Annotated in this window: 18 protein-coding genes and 1 tRNA gene; 12 read left to right on the top strand and 7 right to left on the bottom strand. The window is 70.1% G+C overall.

Annotated elements, in window-relative coordinates:
- Nucleotides 1-35: 35 nt before the first annotated feature.
- Nucleotides 36-1220 carry an endonuclease III gene (gene nth, locus OG595_RS23270; RefSeq protein WP_443073118.1) on the bottom strand — a complete coding sequence of 395 codons (1185 nt, stop codon included), beginning with the start codon at nucleotides 1218-1220 and terminating at the stop codon, nucleotides 36-38.
- Nucleotides 1221-1553: 333 nt separating this feature from the next.
- On the opposite strand from nth, the gene OG595_RS23265 reads away from it, so the two are divergent.
- From OG595_RS23265 to OG595_RS23255, 3 genes are all read left to right on the top strand, one after another.
- Nucleotides 1554-2228: a Crp/Fnr family transcriptional regulator gene (locus OG595_RS23265; RefSeq protein WP_006382668.1), complete on the top strand. Its 675-nt coding sequence runs from the start codon at nucleotides 1554-1556 to the stop codon at nucleotides 2226-2228.
- 128 nt (nucleotides 2229-2356) lie between these two features.
- Nucleotides 2357-3460 (top strand): outer membrane protein assembly factor BamB family protein, encoded by a 1104-nt coding sequence (locus OG595_RS23260; RefSeq protein ID WP_329275042.1) that lies wholly within the window; start codon nucleotides 2357-2359, stop codon nucleotides 3458-3460.
- A 4-nt stretch (nucleotides 3461-3464) separates the two neighbouring features.
- Nucleotides 3465-4319 (top strand): nucleotidyltransferase domain-containing protein, encoded by an 855-nt coding sequence (locus OG595_RS23255; protein WP_329275040.1) that lies wholly within the window; start codon nucleotides 3465-3467, stop codon nucleotides 4317-4319.
- Here OG595_RS23255 and OG595_RS23250 read toward each other — a convergent pair.
- The 4 genes from OG595_RS23250 to OG595_RS23235 all read right to left on the bottom strand — a co-directional run bounded on the left by OG595_RS23250 (nucleotide 4316) and on the right by OG595_RS23235 (nucleotide 6862).
- On the bottom strand, nucleotides 4316-5146 hold the full coding sequence (locus OG595_RS23250) for an MBL fold metallo-hydrolase (protein WP_329275036.1): 831 nt from the start codon (nucleotides 5144-5146) through the stop codon (nucleotides 4316-4318). The genes OG595_RS23255 and OG595_RS23250 overlap by 4 nt on opposite strands.
- A 55-nt stretch (nucleotides 5147-5201) precedes the next feature.
- Nucleotides 5202-6077 (bottom strand): NUDIX hydrolase, encoded by an 876-nt coding sequence (locus OG595_RS23245; protein ID WP_329275034.1) that lies wholly within the window; start codon nucleotides 6075-6077, stop codon nucleotides 5202-5204.
- 162 nt (nucleotides 6078-6239) lie between these two features.
- A complete protein-coding gene (locus OG595_RS23240; protein ID WP_329275031.1) occupies nucleotides 6240-6707 on the bottom strand; it encodes a RidA family protein in 468 nt (155 codons plus the stop codon).
- Entirely contained in the window at nucleotides 6704-6862 is a 159-nt protein-coding gene (locus tag OG595_RS23235) for a DUF4177 domain-containing protein (protein ID WP_164409936.1), read from the bottom strand. The genes OG595_RS23240 and OG595_RS23235 overlap by 4 nt, the downstream gene beginning before the upstream one ends.
- A gap of 95 nt (nucleotides 6863-6957) precedes the next feature.
- Here OG595_RS23235 and OG595_RS23230 point away from each other — a divergent pair, with 95 nt between their 5' ends.
- Both OG595_RS23230 and OG595_RS23225 read left to right on the top strand, forming a co-directional pair.
- The gene (locus tag OG595_RS23230) at nucleotides 6958-7935 is read left to right on the top strand and encodes an ArsA-related P-loop ATPase (protein WP_329275025.1); all 978 of its coding nucleotides are present in this window, start codon (nucleotides 6958-6960) and stop codon (nucleotides 7933-7935) included.
- Nucleotides 7932-9323 carry an ArsA family ATPase gene (locus OG595_RS23225; protein ID WP_329275023.1) on the top strand — a complete coding sequence of 464 codons (1392 nt, stop codon included), beginning with the start codon at nucleotides 7932-7934 and terminating at the stop codon, nucleotides 9321-9323. The genes OG595_RS23230 and OG595_RS23225 overlap by 4 nt, the downstream gene beginning before the upstream one ends.
- Before the next feature lie 52 nt (nucleotides 9324-9375).
- Here the strand turns inward: OG595_RS23225 and wblA are convergent, their stop codons facing one another.
- Nucleotides 9376-9714 (bottom strand): transcriptional regulator WblA, encoded by a 339-nt coding sequence (gene wblA / locus OG595_RS23220; protein WP_053745774.1) that lies wholly within the window; start codon nucleotides 9712-9714, stop codon nucleotides 9376-9378.
- Between the two features lie 420 nt (nucleotides 9715-10134).
- Between wblA and OG595_RS23215 the strand changes: the two genes are divergently transcribed.
- Nucleotides 10135-12432: a transglycosylase domain-containing protein gene (locus OG595_RS23215; protein ID WP_329275021.1), complete on the top strand. Its 2298-nt coding sequence runs from the start codon at nucleotides 10135-10137 to the stop codon at nucleotides 12430-12432.
- Between the two features lie 190 nt (nucleotides 12433-12622).
- Here OG595_RS23215 and OG595_RS23210 read toward each other — a convergent pair whose 3' ends face one another.
- Nucleotides 12623-13087 (bottom strand): GatB/YqeY domain-containing protein, encoded by a 465-nt coding sequence (locus OG595_RS23210; protein ID WP_329275018.1) that lies wholly within the window; start codon nucleotides 13085-13087, stop codon nucleotides 12623-12625.
- A 78-nt stretch (nucleotides 13088-13165) separates the two neighbouring features.
- On the opposite strand from OG595_RS23210, the gene OG595_RS23205 reads away from it, so the two are divergent.
- The 6 genes from OG595_RS23205 (at nucleotide 13166) to OG595_RS23180 (ending at nucleotide 18618) form a co-directional block, all read left to right on the top strand.
- Entirely contained in the window at nucleotides 13166-14092 is a 927-nt protein-coding gene (locus tag OG595_RS23205; RefSeq protein WP_329275017.1) for a metallophosphoesterase, read from the top strand.
- Nucleotides 14093-14237: 145 nt separating this feature from the next.
- Nucleotides 14238-15014, top strand: a complete 777-nt coding sequence (locus OG595_RS23200) for a Pr6Pr family membrane protein (RefSeq protein ID WP_329275015.1) — start codon at nucleotides 14238-14240, stop codon at nucleotides 15012-15014.
- 42 nt (nucleotides 15015-15056) lie between these two features.
- A tRNA-Pro gene (locus OG595_RS23195) sits at nucleotides 15057-15130 on the top strand.
- 54 nt (nucleotides 15131-15184) lie between these two features.
- Nucleotides 15185-15316 carry a hypothetical protein gene (locus OG595_RS23190; protein WP_329275012.1) on the top strand — a complete coding sequence of 44 codons (132 nt, stop codon included), beginning with the start codon at nucleotides 15185-15187 and terminating at the stop codon, nucleotides 15314-15316.
- Nucleotides 15317-16141: 825 nt separating this feature from the next.
- The gene (locus OG595_RS23185) at nucleotides 16142-16741 is read left to right on the top strand and encodes a chemotaxis protein CheB (RefSeq protein WP_329275010.1); all 600 of its coding nucleotides are present in this window, start codon (nucleotides 16142-16144) and stop codon (nucleotides 16739-16741) included.
- On the top strand, nucleotides 16741-18618 hold the full coding sequence (locus tag OG595_RS23180) for a CheR family methyltransferase (protein ID WP_329275007.1): 1878 nt from the start codon (nucleotides 16741-16743) through the stop codon (nucleotides 18616-18618). The genes OG595_RS23185 and OG595_RS23180 overlap by 1 nt, the downstream gene beginning before the upstream one ends.
- Nucleotides 18619-18624 lie beyond the last annotated feature (6 nt).

Here is an 18624-nt window from a genome sequence, read left to right as displayed (position 1 = left end):
CGACGCCGTACGACTCCCCGGCCCCGCCCCGGGCCTCATCCGGCCCCCAGCGGCGGCGCCGGGATGCCGCCCGCGTCGAGGTAGGCCTGGGGCGGGTTCAGCCGCTGGCCGGGGAAGCCGCCCTTCTCGTACTTCAGGAGCTTGCGCGCCTTCTCCGGGTCCGTCTCGCCCTCCCCGTAGGCCGGGCAGAGCGGGGCGAGCGGGCAGGCGCCGCAGGCGGGCTTGCGGGCGTGGCAGATACGGCGGCCGTGGAAGATCACGTGGTGCGAGAGCATCGTCCAGTCGCTCTTGGGGAAGAGCTCGCCGACGGCGGCCTCGATCTTGTCCGGGTCCTTCTCCGTCGTCCACTGCCAGCGGTGCACGAGCCGCTGGAAGTGCGTGTCCACGGTGATTCCGGGGCGCCCGAAGGCGTTGCCGAGCACGACGAAGGCCGTCTTGCGACCCACGCCGGGGAGTTTGACGAGGTCTTCGAGGCGGCCGGGCACCTCCCCGCCGAACTCCTCCGACAGCGCCTTCGACAGCCCTATGACGGACCTGGTCTTGGCCCGGAAGAAGCCGGTCGGGCGCAGGATCTCCTCGACCTCCTCGGGGTTGGCGGCGGCCAGGTCCTCGGGGGTGGGGTACTTGGCGAAGAGGGCCGGGGTCGTCTGGTTGACCCTCAGGTCGGTGGTCTGGGCGGACAGGACCGTGGCGACGAGCAGTTGGAAGGAGTTCTCGAAGTCCAGCTCGGGGTGCGCGTACGGATAGACCTCGGCGAGCTCCCGGTCGATCCGGCGGGCACGCCGGACGAGCGCGGTGCGCGACTCGTTGCGGGGCGGCTTCGGGGCAACCGCCTTGGCAGCGGGCTTCGGGGCGGCGGCCTTGGCAGCGGCAGTCCTGGAGGTGGCGGCTTTGGAAGCGGCGGCCTTGGAGACCGGCTTGGTGGCGGCCGACTTCGCGGAGGCAGACTTCGTGGTCACGGCCTTGGCGGAGGCAGACTTCGTGGTCACGGCCTTCGTAGCCGCCGCCTTCGTAGCCGCCGCCTTCGTGGCCGCCGTCCTCGCGGCCGCCGTCTTCTTCAGGGCGGCCGTCTTCTTCGCCGCCGCGGAGGCAGCCTTCTTCGCCGGGGCGGCCTTCTTCACCGTCCCGGCCGACCGCGTGGCCCGCTTCTCCGGGGCGTCCTTCGCACTCGTCCCACCCGTCCCGGCCGTTCCGGTCACCTTGTTGGCGGCTTTCTCCACCGACATCACCTCTGCCGCTTTCTCCGCATTCCGACCCCCACCCGCGTCCTGTTCGCCCACAGCGGAATCACCCCCTGCGGCCACCCGCTCAGCCCCCTTGGCCTGTGCTCTCACCGGCGATTTGGACACCCGGCCAGCCTAGAGCCCGGCACCGACATCCGCCCCGGACCCCGAAGATCGGCGCCCAATTGGCCCCCTGCCGCACTGATCGGGACACCCGTGCGGCATCCTTGTGACAGATCACACTGTTTGGACCGTCCGGCAAGATGGGGAACACGGTCCCCGTTAACCGGGGAGCAAGATCCCCTGAGCAGGTCGACAAGGAGAGAACTCGTGGACGACGTTCTGCGGCGCGCCCCGCTCTTCGCGGCGCTCGATGACGAGCAGGCCGCGGAGCTCCGCGCCTCCATGAGTGAGGTGACCCTCGCGCGCGGTGACGCCCTGTTCCACGAGGGCGACCCGGGTGACCGGCTCTATGTGGTCACCGAGGGCAAGGTCAAGCTGCACCGCACGTCCCCGGACGGGCGCGAGAACATGCTGGCCGTCCTCGGCCCCGGCGAGCTGATCGGCGAGCTGTCGCTGTTCGACCCGGGCCCGCGCACGGCCACGGCCACCGCACTGACGGAGGTCAAGCTGCTCGGCCTCGGCCACGGCGACCTCCAGCCCTGGCTGAACGCCCGCCCCGAGGTGGCCGCCGCGCTCCTGCGCGCCGTCGCCCGACGCCTGCGCAAGACCAACGACCAGATGTCCGACCTGGTCTTCTCCGACGTGCCGGGCCGCGTAGCGCGGGCCCTGCTCGACCTCTCGCGCCGCTTCGGCGTGCAGTCGGAGGAGGGCATCCACGTCGTGCACGACCTGACCCAGGAGGAGCTGGCACAGCTCGTCGGCGCCTCCCGCGAGACGGTCAACAAGGCGCTCGCCGACTTCGCGGGCCGCGGCTGGCTGCGCCTGGAGGCGCGGGCCGTGATCCTGCTGGACGTGGAGCGCCTCGCGAAGCGTTCGCGTTAGCCGGGAGCGTCCGTACGCGAGAGAGGGGCCCTGCCGCACGGCGGGGCCCCTCTCGCATTTCAAGGGTTCACCGGGGCGGGGGCCGTGCGGTGACGAGAACGTGCTGAACGGAACAAGGGGTGGGTGGGATGCACCAGGACAGGGCGCCCGAGTCGGTCTGGGCGGCGGCACCGGAGCCCGCGAAGCGCCGGTTGCGCCTCTTCCGCCGGGACCCGGAGGCGCAGACGCTGTGGCAGTCCGAGTTCGAGCAGCGGGACCTCGGCGAGCCGCTCGGCCTGTGGGCGACGGACGAGGCGGTTGCCCTGGCCCGCTTCGACCGCGTGTCGGCGTACGCGCCGGCGACGGGTGAGCCTCTCTGGACCTGGCAGCCGCCGGGTCAGGACGTGATCGTCGGAGTGTCCCAGGACACCCGGGACGGCCTGGGCGTCGTCCTGCACCACGACGACGGCGCGCGGGCGGCCGAGCACGTCCGGCTCACCGCCCTCGACCTGGGCTCCGGGGCCGTGGCCTGGTCGCGCGAGCAGCCGAAGAAGCAGCTGGGACACGTGGGCGCCGACCACTCCCGCGAGGTGGCGATCGGCGGCGGCCGAATCGCGACCGCCCCCGTCCGGATCGCGAACAGCCAGGGCCGGAAGGGCGACGAACCCCCGGCCGTCCGGTGTCTCGACGCGCGCACCGGCGACCTCCAGTGGGAGCGGTCGCTGCCGGACGAGTGGGGCGACCGGTTCTCCGTCCTGGCGACGGACCCGCCGGTCCTGTCCGTCCGCAACGCCGGCAGGCGCTCCCGCACCCGGCTGTACGTGGTGCGCGAGGACGGGCAGTGGCACATCGAACTTCCTGACGGGTACAAGGACTTCGGGCCCGCGGTCGCCGTCCTCGGCGACACGCTCGCCTTCGGGCTGGAACCGGAAGAACCCGCAGGAAGCGACGAGAAGGGCGCCGACGCGGTCCTGCGCGCCTACTCCGTGTCGACCGGCGAACAGCTCTGGGAGTGGCGCACCGACCACGGCCGTACGCTCCATCCGCTGGTCCACCGCGGGTACTTCATGGTGGGCAACGGCTACGGCAGCCGGGTGACCGTCCTCGACCCCGCCGACGGCCGGGTCGTCGCGGAGCGCAGGATCCCCGGCTTCAGCTACCGGGCGCGGTACGCGGCCTGGGGCGACCGCCTGGCCGTGGTGTGCCACGCCGTGAGCGAGACCCGCCGCGTGCGGGTGTTCCGCTGGAAGTGACGCGGTGACGTACGGGGTGACACCGCGCCCGGGGCTGGACGAGCAGGGGTTCATCGCCCGTGAGGGCTCCCTCACGCGCGTGCCGCCCGTTTTCCGGCCCGTGGTCGATGCGGCCCGCGACCGGGTTCTCGACGTCTTCGGGGCGCGGCTGCACAGCGCGTACGTCTACGGGTCGGTCCCGCGCGGCACCGCGCGCGTGGGCCGCAGCGACCTGGACCTGCTGCTCGTGCTGCGCGAGGAGCCCACGGAGGCGGACCGGGTGGCGGCCCACGCGCTGGACACGGCGCTCGACAAGGAGTTCGAGCAGATCGACGGCTCCGGCACACTGCTGGTCTCGCGGGCACGGACGCTCAGCGACCTGGAGAGGCACGACCTGGGCTGGTTCGTGGCCTGCCTCTGCACGCCCCTCCTCGGCGAGGACCTCGCCGGGCACCTGCCCCGCTACCGCCCCGACTCCCTCCTCGCCCGCGAGACCAACGGCGACCTGGCCCTGTGCCTCCCGCGCTGGCGACACCTGATCGCCGAGGCGACCGCCCCGGGGGCTCCTCCGGGGGCGGTACGCGCACGCGTGCGGGGCATTTCCCGCCGCCTGGTGCGTACGGGCTTCACCCTGGTGATGCCGCGCTGGGAGGGCTGGACCAGCGATCTTTACGAGATGGCCGAGGCGTTCGCCGCGTACCACCCGGAGTGGGGACCGCGCATGAGGGAGGCGGCGTCCCTGGCCCACGAACCGACGGACGATCCGGCCGTCCTGCGGTCGTTCCTGCGCTCGCACGTCGAGGAGCTGGGCCCGTGGCTGGCCGGGGAGTACGCGCGCGTGCACGGCGTCAAGGCGCCCCGGCCCGACACGTCCGGCTAGATCAGGCCGTGCTCGCGCAGGTACTCCAGCTGGGCGCGTACGGACAGTTCGGCGGCCGGCCACAGGGAGCGGTCCACGTCCGCGTACACGTGGGCGACGACCTCCGCGGAGCCGGTGTAGCCGTTCTCGACCGCCGTCTCGACCTGGGCGAGCCGGTTGGCGCGGTGGGCGAGGTAGAACTCGACGGCCCCCTGGGCGTCGTCCAGGACGGGCCCGTGGCCCGGCAGGACGATGTGCACGCCGTCGTCCACCGTCAGGGACCTCAGGCGCCTCAGGGAGTCCAGATAGTCCCCCAGGCGGCCGTCAGGATGGGCCACCACGGTCGTCCCGCGCCCCAGGACGGTGTCCCCGGTCAGGACGGCCCGATCGGCCGGGAGATGGAAGCACAGCGAGTCCGCGGTGTGCCCCGGCGTCGGTACGACCCTCAGCTCCAGCCCGCCGACGGTCACGACGTCCCCGTGCCCGAGGCCCTCGTCGCCCAGCCGCAGCGCCGGATCGAGCGCCCGCACGTGCGTGCCCGTCAGCTCGGCGAACCGTCCGGCGCCCTCCGCGTGGTCCGGATGCCCGTGCGTGAGCAACGTCAGCGCGACCCGCTTGCCGGCCTTCCCGACGGTGTCGACGACATGCCTGAGGTGCGCGTCGTCCAGGGGCCCCGGGTCGACGACGACGGCCAGGTCGGAATCCGGCTCGGAGACGATCCAGGTGTTCGTGCCGTCGAGGGTCATCGCGGAGGCGTTGGGCGCCAGGACGTTGACCGCGCGCGCGGTCGCGGGTCCGGAGAGAACCCCGCCGCGCGGCTGGCCGGGGAGAGCGGCGGCTTCGGTCATGCGGGGGCACCTGCCGGGAGGAGGGTGGCTGCCGGGGAGTGGGGCGCTGCTGCGGTCATGCGGGGGCTCCGCCGATCCGGATGTGCTTGGTGAACTCGTCGTGTCCCGGCCAGGCCAGCACGATCTCGCCGTCCTCCAGGCTGGCCCTGGCCAGGACGGGGGCCAGGTCCCGCTCCAGAGCCCCGGCGAGAGCCCCGGACGCGCTGTCGTACGGTGCCAGCGCGCGCAGGGTCGCGATCGTGGGCGGCATCATCGTCAGCTCGCCCCTGTCGTACGCGGCTGCCGCGTCGGCCGGTTCGATCCACACCGTGCGGTCCGCCTCCGTGGAGGCGTTCCGGGTGCGCTGGCCCCGCGGGAGCGCGGCGACGAAGAACCAGGTGTCGTAGCGGCGGGTCTCGAACTCCGGGGTGATCCAGCGGGCCCACGCCCCGAGAAGGTCCGAGCGGAGCACCAGCCCGCGGCGGTCCAGGAACTCGGCGAAGGACAGCTCCCGGGCGACCAGGGCCGCGCGGTCCGCCTCCCATTCCTCACCCGTGGTGTCGCCGACCACGGAGTCGGCGGCCGGGCCCGCGAGCAGGACGCCCGCCTCCTCGTACGTCTCCCGTACGGCGGCGCAGACGACCGCCTGGGCGGACGTCTCGTCGGTGCCGAGGCCGAGCCGGGACGCCCACCACGCGCGCGTGGGGCCCGCCCAGCGGATCAGGTGGTCGTCGTCGCGCGGGTCGACCCCGCCGCCCGGATACGCGTACGCGCCCCCGGCGAAGGCCATGGAGGCGCGTCTGCGCAGCATGTGGACGACGGGGCCGCCGTCGGTGTCCTTGAGGAGCATGACGGTGGCCGCGCGCTTGGGGGTGACCGGGGTGAGGGTGCCTTCGGCGAGCCCGCGGATGAGGTCCGGCCACTCAGGTGGGTACCACTGCCCGTTTGCCATGGGCGGAGGCTATCCGGTGGTGGGCGCATGTTCGAGGGGCCGAGGTTTCTCGCCCCCGGCGCCCCTGCCCGTCCCGTCCTCGGGGGCCGCGCCCCCGAACCCCCCTTTCGCGCTGAACGCGCTCGTCCTCAAACTCCCCCAGAGGGGGTGGCCCCGGACGGGCTAAAAATCGCTCAGCTCCACCTGGACCTCGACCTCGACGGGCGCGTCGAGTGGCAGCACCGCCACACCGACCGCGCTGCGGGCGTGGACGCCCTTGTCGCCCAGGACCTCGCCGAGGAGTTCGCTCGCGCCGTTGACGACTCCGGGCTGGCCCGTGAAGTCGGGGGCCGAGGCGACGAAGCCGACGACCTTCACGACGCGCGCGATCCGGTCGAGGTCACCGGCGACCGACTTGACCGCCGCGAGCGCGTTCAGCGCACACGTGCGGGCCAGCTGTTTGGCCTCCTCGGGCGTGACCTCCGCGCCCACCTTGCCGGTGACCGGGAGTTTCCCGTCCACCATGGGCAGCTGGCCCGAGGTGTACACGTACACCCCCGACTGCACGGCGGGCTGGTACGCGGCCAGCGGCGGTACGACCGCGGGCAGTGTCAGCCCCAGCTCGGCGAGGCGTGCCTCGACCGCGCTCACGACTTCTCCCTCTTCAGGTACGCCACGAGCTGCTCGGGGTTGTTCGGCCCGGGCACGACCTGGACGAGCTCCCAGCCGTCCTCGCCCCAGGTGTCCAGAATCTGCTTCGTGGCGTGGACGAGCAGTGGCACGGTCGAGTATTCCCACTTGGTCATGGGGGCGACTTTATCCGCTGGCGCCGGGCGGTCCGCGCCCACGTTGTCCACAGCCTCCGGCGTAGCTTCGGGCCGGACTGGTTAACCTCGGATACGTGAGCAGGTTCCAGGTCGTCAGCGGTAAGGGCGGGACCGGAAAGACCACGGTCGCCGCAGCGCTCTCCCTCGCCCTCGCCACCGAGGGGAAGCGCACGCTTCTCGTCGAGGTGGAGGGCAGGCAGGGCATCGCGCAGCTCTTCGAGACAGAAGTGCTGCCTTATGAGGAGCGGAAGATCGCCGTCGCTCCCGGGGGCGGGGAGGTGTTCGCCCTCGCCATCGACCCCGAGCAGGCGCTGCTGGACTACCTCCAGATGTTCTACAAGCTCGGGAGCGCCGGCCGGGCGCTGAAGAAACTCGGCGCGATCGACTTCGCCACCACCGTCGCCCCCGGCATCAGGGACGTACTCCTGACCGGCAAGGCGTGCGAGGCGGTCCGCCGGAAGGACAAGAGCGGGCGGTTCGCCTACGACCATGTCGTGATGGACGCCCCGCCGACCGGCCGCATCACCCGTTTCCTGAACGTCAACGACGAGGTGGCCGGCCTCGCGAAGATCGGCCCGATACACAATCAGGCGCAGGCTGTGATGCGGGTGCTCAAGTCTCCCGAGACGGCGGTCCACCTGGTGACACTGCTGGAGGAGATGCCCGTCCAGGAGACCGCGGACGGTATCGCCGAGCTGCGGGCGGCGAAGCTGCCGGTGGGGCGGATCATCGTCAACATGGTGCGGCCGGAGGTTTTGGACGAGGCCGAGCTGGAACTCGTACGGGCGGCTCCGCGCGGCGCGCTCGCGCGGTCGCTGTCGGCCGCCGGGCTCGGCGGGGCGCGGCGCGGCGGGAACGCCGAGAAGCTGGTGGACCCGCTGCTGACCCAGGCCGAGGAGTACGCCGAGCGGTATGCGCTGGAGCACGAACAGCGTTCTGTGCTCGCCGAGTTGCAGTTGCCGCTGCACGAACTGCCGCTGTTCACCGAGGGCATGGACCTGGCAGGTCTGTACGAACTGGCCGACGAGCTGCGGAAGCAGAGGATTTCATGAGTCCGGATCCGCACGACACCGCTTCCCGCCATGGCCTGTACCCCACGCGTGTGCTGGAGGTGGATCCGCTGATCGACGATCCGAACACGCGGATCGTGGTGTGCTGCGGAGCCGGCGGGGTCGGCAAGACGACCACCGCGGCGGCGCTCGGGCTGCGCGCCGCCGAGCGGGGTCGGAAGGTGGTCGTGCTCACCATCGACCCGGCCCGCAGGCTCGCCCAGTCCATGGGCATCGACTCGCTCGACAACGTGCCGCGGCGGGTCAAGGGCGTCGACGGCGGCGGCGAACTGCACGCCATGATGCTCGACATGAAGCGGACGTTCGACGAGATCGTCGAGGCGCACGCCGACGGTGAGCGGGCCGCCGCGATCCTCGCCAACCCCTTCTACCAGTCGCTCTCGGCGGGCTTCGCGGGCACGCAGGAGTACATGGCGATGGAGAAGCTGGGGCAGCTGCGGTCGCGCGACGAGTGGGATCTCATCGTCGTCGACACGCCCCCGTCCCGGTCCGCGCTGGACTTCCTGGACGCCCCGAAGCGGCTCGGTTCGTTTCTCGACGGCCGGCTGATCCGGCTGCTGACGGCCCCGGCGAAGCTCGGCGGGCGCGCGGGGATGAAGTTCCTGAACGTCGGGATGTCGATGATGACCGGCACCCTGGGCAAGCTCCTGGGCGGCCAGCTCCTCAAGGACGTCCAGACGTTCGTGGCCGCGATGGACACCACCTTCGGTGGATTCCGTACCCGCGCCGACGCCACGTACCAGCTGCTTCAGGCTCCCGGCACGGCGTTCCTGGTGGTGGCGGCCCCGGAGCGCGACGCGCTGCGCGAGGCCGCGTACTTCGTGGAACGGCTGGCCGCGGAGAACATGCCGCTCGCCGGGCTGGTGCTCAACCGGGTCCACGGCAGCGGCGCCGCCCAGCTGTCGGCCGAGCGCGCGCTCGCCGCCGCGGAAAATCTTGAAGAGCCCCGCATTGTCGATCAGGAGGACGGGAAAGCTGGACTTCGTAACTCTCCCGACACGCACGACAGTTCAGACGACACACCAGCTCATGAGGCAGACGTCGAAGAACACGTCGAAGGCTCCCCCACCGCCACCGACAGTGATCCGACCGCCGACCCGAGCGAACCCGGCGTTGAACCCACCGTCCAACAACTCACCGCAGGCCTGCTCCGGCTGCACGCCGACCGTATGCAACTGCTCTCCCGCGAGCAGCGCACACGCGACCGCTTCACCGCGCGCCACCCGGAGGTGGCGGTGACCGAGGTCGCCGCACTGCCCGGCGACGTACACGACCTCGCGGGCCTGCGGAACATCGGTGACCGGCTCGCGACCGAACGGCCGGAGCTGCCGGCGATTCCGGAGCTGTCGAAGCCTTCCGGAGACGCGTGACCGACGCTGACGACGAGTGATGACCGGGGCGGTGGTGACCGACCGGGACGGCTCAGCCCACCGCCAAGTAGTTCTCGTACACCTCTTCCTCATCGAGAGGCAGGATTCCCGCCCCCCGCTCGTACTCCGTACGCGCTGTTTCGAGCAGCCGACGCCACGAGGTGACGGTGGGACGCCTGCGCAGCAGTGCGCGGCGCTCCCGCTCCGTCATTCCTCCCCACACGCCGAACTCGACGCGGTTGTCGAGCGCGTCAGCCAGACATTCCGTGCGTACCGGACATCCGGTGCACACCGCCTTGGCCCTGTTCTGCGCTGCTCCTTGAACGAACAGTTCATCCGGATCGGTAGTGCGGCAGGCCGCCTGCGCACTCCAGTCGGTAACCCAGCCCATACCGGCGCCGTCCTCTCCCGAATCGAGGCTCCCCCACGGCGGCAGCGGCATATTCACCGCCGCCAGTTGAGGACGTTACGGAAGGCGGGCACAGCGCAACACCCCCTTCGGGCCCAATCTTGAATGGCCCGAACGGACTATGGGTAAGCGGCAGATCACCCGGGGGAGTGAGCGACCGACATGCGCGACCATCCCGGCGAAGCGGGAGGTTTCGGCTGGGTCACAACGGACACCATGTGACACACGAGGCGGATCCGGGCACGTAGTCCACAAAAAAATCCACAAAAAAGTTGGGCAACATCCGAACCGTTTCGGGTCTCGCGGACGTATTGATACGTGACCTCACTGCTGTGACAGTTGTGAACAGCTTAGGCCAAGGCCTATACGTGTGTCCGGCGAATGAGAACGTAGGCTGCCCTCATGCCAAACAAGCGCTCGGGCGGTGGCCTGTCGGTAACCCAGCAGGCTGCCAAATTCCTCGGTGTCAGCGTGCTCGCGGGAGCCGTCATGGCGGGCATCGCCCTGCCCGCCGCCGGCGCGCTCGGTCTCGCGGCCAAGGGTTCGGTCGAGGGGTTCGACGAGATCCCGGCCAACCTGAAGCGCCCGCCGCTCAGCCAGCGCACCACCATCCTGGACGCCAAGGGCGGCCAGCTCGCGACGGTCTACTCGCGCGACCGCACGGTCGTCGAGCTCAAGGACATCTCGCCTTACATGCAGAAGGCGATCGTCGCCATCGAGGACTCCCGGTTCTACGAGCACGGCGCGATCGACCTCAAGGGCGTCCTGCGGGCGCTCAACAAGAACGCGCAGAGCGGTGGCGTCGCGGAAGGCGCCTCCACGCTCACGCAGCAGTACGTGAAGAACGTCTTCGTGGAGGAGGCCGGCGACGACCCGACGAAGGTCGCGCAGGCCCAGCAGCAGACCATCGGCCGCAAGATCAAGGAGCTGAAGTTCGCGATCCAGGTCGAGGAGGAGCTGGGCAAGAAGAAGATCCTCGAGAACTACCTGAACATCACGTTCTTCGGCCAGCAGGCCTACGGCGTCGAGGCCGGCGCCCGCCGCTACTTCTCCAAGTCCGCGAAGGACCTCACCCTCCCCCAGGCGGCCCTGCTGGCCGGCATCGTCCAGTCGCCGACCCGGTACGACCCGGTGAACGACCCGGCGGAGGCCACCAAGCGCCGCAACACCGTGCTCCAGCGCATGGCGGAGGTCGGTGACATCTCCCCGCAGGAGGCCGCCGCCGCCAAGGAGAAGCCGCTCGGCCTGAAGGTCAGCCAGCCCAAGAACGGCTGCATCGCGGCGGTCAAGGGCGCGGGCTTCTTCTGCAAGTACGTCGAGCAGGAGTTCCTCGCCAACCCGGTCTTCGGCAAGACCCGCGAGGCCCGGACGAAGATCTGGAACCAGGGCGGCCTGACCATCCGTACGACGCTGGACCCGCAGTCGCAGGCGTCCGTACAGGCGTCGATCAAGGAGCACGTGTACAAGTCGGACAAGGTGGCGACGGCCGTCACGCTGGTCGAGCCGGGCACCGGCAAGATCCTCGGCATGGGCCAGTCGAAGCCGTACGGCTACGGCAAGAACGAGACCGAGATCAACTACTCGGTCGGCAGCGACCGGGGCGGCTCCAACTTCGGCTTCCCGACCGGTTCGACGTTCAAGCCGTTCGTGGCGGCGGCTGCCCTGGAGGAGGGCCGCCTGCCGATCCAGGAGTACTCGGCGCCGTACGAGATGGAGTACCCGAGCCCGGTCCAGACGTGCAGCGGCAGTCCGTGGATCAACCAGGAGAACGCGAAGGTCGAGAACGAGAGCGAGTCGGAGAAGGGCCCGTACCGCCTGCGCAAGGCGATGGAGCTGTCGGTCAACACCTACTTCGTGCAGATGATCTCCGACATCGGCCTGTGCCCGGTGGTCAAGATGACCGACGCGCTGCACGTCACGCAGGGCAACGGCGACAAGCTGCCCGAGGTGCCCGCCATCGCCCTCGGTTCCAAGGGCATCTCCCCGCTGACGATGGCGAGCGCGTACGCGGCCTTCGCCTCCCGGGGCACGTACTGCACGCCGATCGCCATCGAGTCGATCACGCAGAAGACCGGCAGCGGGCAGAAGTCGCTGGCGGTCCCGAAGTCGACGTGCACGCGCGCGATGTCGGAGACCACCGCGGACACGATCAACACCCTGCTCCAGGGCGTGGTCGACTCCGGCACGGGTCAGGCGGCCGGTCTCACCGACGGCCGCGACAACGCGGGTAAGACGGGTACGACGGACGAGCGCAAGAACGCCTGGTTCGTCGGCTACACGCCGACCCTGTCCGGCGCCGTCTGGGTCGGCAGCGCCATGCAGAACGTGAAGATGCGCAACATCACGATCGGCGGCGTCTGGAACGAACTCGTCTTCGGCGGCAAGGTCCCCGGCCCCATCTGGAAGGACGCCATGACCGGCGCCCTCGAAGGCAAGGACTCCGGGAAGTTCAACCTCGTCCCCATCATCGAACCGCCCGTCCAGAAGCCGGACGACAACGGCGACAACAACGGTGACGACGGCGGCACGACGAACGGCAACGACAACGGCGGCACCACGAACGGCAACGGCGACGACAACGGCGACGACAACGGCGGCAACACGACGTTCCCGACCCCGTCCTTCTCCCTCCCCGAGGGATTCATCCAGGGCAACGACAACGGCGGCAACAACGGGAACAGCAACGGGGGATTCCAATAGGTCCCGTAGGAGCCGGTCCGCGCGCCGAGTGACGTGAGCGAGCCGTAGCGACCGCGCTGTACGTCGATGGGGGCGCCCTTCTCAGGAAGGGCGCCCCCATCGACGTACAGGCGCGTCGGGCCCGTGGTCCGTGACACCCACGGGCACCTCGGTGTTCGTGACGTACGGGCGCCTCGGCGTTCGTGGGCGGTCAGCCGGCGAGGAGCCTCTTCACAGCGGCGGCGACCCGGCCGCCCTCGGCGAGGCCCGCGACCTTCGGGTTCACGATCTTCATGACCTGACCCATGGCACGCGGCCCCTCGGCACCGGCCGCCTTCGCCTCCTCGACGGCCTGGGCGACGATCCGGTTCAGCTCCTCGTCGTCGAGCTGCTTGGGCAGGTAGGCGGCGAGGATCACACCCTCCGCCTTCTCCCGTTCGGCCTGCTCGGGGCGGTTGCCCTGCGCGAAGGCGTCGGCGGCCTCGCGGCGCTTCTTCGCCTCACGGGTGATCACCTTGGTGACCTCCTCGTCGGAGAGCTCGCGCTTCTCCTTGCCGGAGACCTCCTCCTGGGTGATCGCGGTGAGGGTGAGCCGGAGCGTCGAGGAGCGGAGCTCGTCGCGCTCCTTGATGGCGGCGTTGAGGTCTTCCCTGAGCTTCGACTTGAGCGTGGTCATGGGATCGATTGTCGCAGGTGCGGGAAGGCCGCCGCCCGTGGATTTCCACCGTCGCTGCGCGCCTGACACGATGGGAGCATGCGCGCGCGATACGCAGTACCCCTGGGAATCACGGCCGTTGCCGCCGCCGGCCTCGTCTACTCGGCGGGTTTCGAGACCCGCTCCTTCCGCCTCCGACGGGTGACCGTGCCGGTGCTGCCCGCGGGTACGCGCCCCCTGCGCGTGCTCCAGGTCTCCGACATCCACATGGTCGGCGGGCAGTACAAGAAGCAGCGCTGGCTCCGCTCCCTGGCCGGCCTGCGCCCCGACTTCGTGATCAACACGGGCGACAACCTGTCCGACCCGGAGGGCGTGCCCGAGGTGCTGGACGCACTCGGCCCGCTGATGGAGTTCCCGGGCGCGTACGTCTTCGGCTCGAACGACTACTACGGCCCCAAACCCCGCAACCCCGCCCGCTACCTGGTCGAGAAGATGCAGGGAAAACACGGTCTCAACGGCAACCCGCCCGCCGTCGACGTGGTCCACAACCCGTGGGAGGACCTGCGCGACGGCTTCGACACGGCGGGCTGGCTGAACCTGACGAACACCCGCGGCACGCTGAAGATCGACGGCATGGCGGTGGAACTGACCGGCCTGGACGACCCGCACATCAAGCGGGACCGGTACGCGCAGGTGGCCGGCGGCCCCTCGAAGACGGCGGACTTCTCGATGGCCGTCGTCCACGCCCCCTACCTCCGGGTCCTGGACGCGTTCACCGCGGACGCGTACCCGCTGACCCTCGCCGGCCACACGCACGGCGGCCAGCTGTGCATCCCCTTCTACGGCGCCCTGGTCACCAACTGCGACCTCGACACCGACCGCGTGAAGGGCCTGTCGACACACACGGCCGAGGGCCGGACGTCGTACCTCCACGTCTCGGCGGGCTGCGGCGCCAACCGCTACACGCCGGTACGGTTCGCCTGCCCGCCGGAGGCGACACTGCTGACGCTGACGGCGCGAGACTGACGCGCCCGGCACCTCGCGGCACGGGACCGGGCGGCGGCCCACCGATCCGCGACTGCTGACGCTGACGCTGACGCTGACGACGCGGGTGTAACCCACTCAGCCCGCCCGGATCGCCCCATTTGCCCTCCCGTCCTAGCGTGAGGGCATGACCGCCCCGATACCCAGGGACATCCCGGACCTCCCCGCGCTCCCGGGCGGACCGGCACTCCTCTCCTCCCCCGTCCCCGCCACGGCTGTGGTGACCCCGGTACGCCGCCCCATGACGGCGATCTTCCGCCTCCTCACCGCCGCCACAGCGGCCATGGCCGTGACAGTCGAACTGCTCCTCGGCAGCCCGCTCCACGTCCTGAGCCAGTTCACGATCCAGAGCAGCATCCTGCTGACCCTGGTCATGACCGCCTCGGCCCGCCGCGCCTGGACAGCCCACCGCCCCCTGCCCGCCACCCTGACCGGCGCCACACTCCTGTACGTGGTGATCGGGGCCCTGGTCCACCACCTGCTGGTGGCAAACCCGTCAAGCCCCTTCGCCACACCGGCTCCGCCGACCGGCTGGCACGTCGTCACCGACCAGATCCTGCACACGGCGATCCCGATCGCGGCACTCGTGAACCTGCTGCTCCTGACCGCCTCCGGCCAACTGCACCTGCGCCAGACGGCGCCCTGGCTCCTGTACCCCCTGGCATACCTGGCCTTCTCCCTGGCCCGAGGCGAACTGCTCCTCCCCGGCACACCGCACCGCTACCTGTACGGCTTCCTCGACGTGGCCGAGCACGGCTACAAGAGCGTCCTGGGCAACGCCCTCCTCCTCGGCCTCGCCTTCTACGCCCTCGCCGTCGCCCTCGTAACCCTCGACCACATCCGCCCGAACCCCGTCCACCACCGCGCCAAAACCGGATTTCGCCTGGGGCCACCCGTGGGCTAAAGTAAACGACGTCGCCGCGACAAGCAGGACAAGCAGCGACATCGGGGTGTAGCGCAGCTTGGCAGCGCGCTTCGTTCGGGACGAAGAGGTCGTGGGTTCAAATCCCGCCACCCCGACAGCTGGGCACCAGATCAGGGTCACCTACTCACGTAGTAGGTGACCCTGATTTCGTGGTGCGTGGGCGGTTGCGTGGTTACCGCTTCGGGTCGGTGCCGCGGATGGCGGCCGACGCGGCCAGTGCCGGCCTCGGCGTCCAGGGTGGTCTTGTCACCGGGATCAGCCGTCTGCGCGAGTTCTCGTAGGGCGGCGACCACGCCTGCTGCGCCCTACTGGCGTCGCGGCATCCCGACAGCCGGCCCCGACAGGCAGCCCGGCAGGGCCGACTGTCGAATCCGGGTCCCCCACGGCCGTCTGTCGCTCGGGAGTGGTGAGGTCAGGGGCGGCCGTCGCCCTGTGTTGGCGACGGCCGCCTGCGCGCGGACCTGCCCCCCCCTGTCGCGGGATCCGCGCGCGCGGATCGTCCTCGCGGTCGGCGGGGCGACTCAGGAGTGTGCCCCGACTGGAACGGACCGGGAGGACGCGGGCCGGAGTCCGGTCACGTCCGGTGCATGGACGTGGGTTCCGGCCACTTGACGGATGGGTCTCTCCCGACCCGGGGGCACGGGGTCGGTATTGGACATCGGAATCGGAATCGGCAACGGCCCCCTGCGGGGGGGGGCAGTCGTGCTGACTCGGCGGGCGAGGGCGAGGCCTCCTGCCCGCAGCCTAGGCCGAGTTGCGCGCCGGGCGACAGCCCGTGAACCGGACTGTTCCGCAGGAGAACCCGGCCTCCGCCCGTGTCCGCCCTCGGCTCGACAGTGAAGCGGGCGGCATCGGATATGCGCAGCCACCCGGGAACAGAGGTGACGAAGGGGTGGCTTCGGGGCGGGATTTCCAGCGTGAGCGCTTCGCTCCAGGGCGGAGTGGGCTCCGCCGTTCGGGTGTAATTTTGTAGGAATTCTTGATGAGGAGTCCGAATAGTGAGCTCGGATCAGGAAGTTGCTCCGGAAGGCGTCGGCCGCGAACCCGGGCGCTCGTCGGCCGCTTCGGCTCCCCAACGGCCCGTACCGCTCCACCGCGCTCGCCGCGTGACGCGTGACCAGCCGACCGCGGAGCACTACAGCGTCGTCGCCGTCGCCTCGTCCGCGGGTGGCATCCAGGCACTGACCGCGCTGCTCGGGGCACTGGGTCCCGAGCTGCCGGTGCCGGTACTGCTCGTCCAGCATCTCGACCCGCGGCACCGCACGCTGCTCGCCGAGGTTCTCGCACGCCGGACCGAGCTGCGGGTCAAGCTCGCCGAGGCGGGGGAACGCGTGCGGCCCGGCACCGTCCACATCGCCCCTCCCGACCGGCACCTCCTCGTCGACTCGGACGGCGTCCTGAGCCTGTCCAGCACCGAGCTCGTCCACTTCGTACGCCCTTCCGCCGACCTTCTCTTCGAGTCGGTGGCCGGTGCCTACGGGCCGGCGGCGATCGCCTGCGTGCTCACCGGGACCGGCCGGGACGGAGCGACGGGAGTCGATGCCGTGAAGTCACATGGCGGTACGGTGATCGTCCAGGATCCGGAGACCGCGGACTTCCCGGGGATGCCGCAGTCGGCGGTGGACACGGGAGCGGTGGACTTCCTGCTACCCCTTGAGGAGATCGCCGCGGTCGTGCGGGGACTCGTCGGGGCCGAGAGGCAGTGATGGGCGAACCGCTGGACGACGAGGACAACGACGGCGACATCGAGGCGCTGGAGGAACTGCTCGTCTTCATCCGGGAGGCCCGCGGTTTCGACTTCACGGGGTACAAGCGCTCGACGCTGGCCCGGCGCATCCACAAGCGGATGACGGACGTCGGTATCCGCTCGTACCCGGACTACCAGGATCTCCTGGAGACCGACACCGACGAGTTCGGCGTCCTCTTCAACACGATCCTGATCAATGTCACCTCCTTCTTCCGCGACCCGGAGGCGTGGACCCTCCTCCAGCACGAGGTCGTTCCCGAGCTGCTCACCACTCTCGATCCGGAGCAGGAGATCAGGGTGTGGAGCGCGGGCTGCTCCAGCGGCGAGGAGGCGTACTCGATGGCCATGATGTTCGCGGAGGCGCTCGGCATCGAGGAGTGTCTGCGCCGCGTCAAGATCTACGCCACGGACGTCGACGAGGAAGCGCTGCGCGAGGCCCGTTCCGGGCTGTACACGGCGAAGTCGCTGGAGCCGCTCTCCCCGGAGACTAGGGAGAAGTACTTCGAGCAGAACAGCGCGCGGTTCGGCTTCCGCCCCGATCTGCGGCGCCGGGTGATCTTCGGGCGGCACGACATCACCCGTGACGCCCCGATCTCCCGGCTCGACCTGCTCGTGTGCCGTAACACGCTGATGTACTTCAATGTCGAGGCCCAGGCGCAGATCGTCGACCGGTTCCACTTCGCGCTGCGTCCCAGCGGTTTCCTCTTCCTCGGCAAGGCCGAGATGCTGCTGAACGACAGCGAGCGCTTCGAAGTGGTGAACATGCGTCAGCGTGTCTTCCGGCGCCGGGGCGGCAACAACGGGCTGACCTATCATCCGGCCCCCCTGAAGATCAGGACGGGCACAGGGGGCGAGGTGCACTCGATGGCGCGCGCCCGCCAGTTGCGCGATCTGGTGCTCGACGCCGGACCCACCCCGCTGATCGCCCTCGACAGCGACGGAACCGTCGTGACGGTCAACAACCAGGCGAGGATCCAGCTCGGCCTGACCACCGGCGACATCGGCCGTCCCTTCCAGGACCTGGAGGTCTCCTACCGGCCGGTCGAACTCCGTTCCCTGATCGACCAGTCCATGCACGAGCGCCGGACCCTGCGGGTCAACCGGGTCGAGCGCCGGACGGGCGAGGACGTCCAGTACTACGACATCCTCATCCAGCCGCTCTCCGGATCCGGCGGGCTGCACATCGCCACGGTGATCTCGTTCACCGACGTGACCGTCCCCACGCATCTGAAGGCCGAGGTCAAGAGGGTTCGGGAGGAGCTGGAGACGGCGTACGAGGAACTCCAGTCCACCAACGAGGAGCTGGAGACCACCAACGAAGAACTCCAGTCCAGCATCGAGGAACTGGAGACGACGAACGAGGAACTCCAGTCCACCAACGAGGAGTTGGAAACCACCAACGAAGAACTCCAGTCCGGCAACGAGGAACTGGAGACGATGAACGAGGAGATGCGCATCCGCACGGACGAACTGGACGAGGCCAGGGCGTTCCTGGAGGCGGTTCTGAAGAGCATCGCGGCGGGTGTGGTGGTGCTGGGCAAGGACCTGAGGGTCAAGAGCTGGAACCGGGGCGCCGTCGACCTGTGGGGGCTGCGCGCGGACGAGGTGCTGGGTGAGCCCTTCTTCGAGCTGGACTTCGGGCTGCCGACGAAGGAGTTGCGGCCCGTCGTGGACCGGTGCATGGAGACCCGCAGCCGCTCCGGTCCGGTCGGCGTCGAGGCCCTGAGCCGCATCGGCCGGCCCATCAGCTGCGACGTGTTCTTCTCCCCGTTCGGCGGGAACCACGGTGGCGTCGTCCTGATGATGGAGGAGAGCCGAAGCGATGTCTCCGGCTGAACCCGC

Source organism: Streptomyces sp. NBC_01451 (genome assembly GCF_036227485.1).
GTDB lineage: Bacteria > Actinomycetota > Actinomycetes > Streptomycetales > Streptomycetaceae > Streptomyces.
This window is presented reverse-complemented; position numbering and strand designations above follow the sequence as displayed.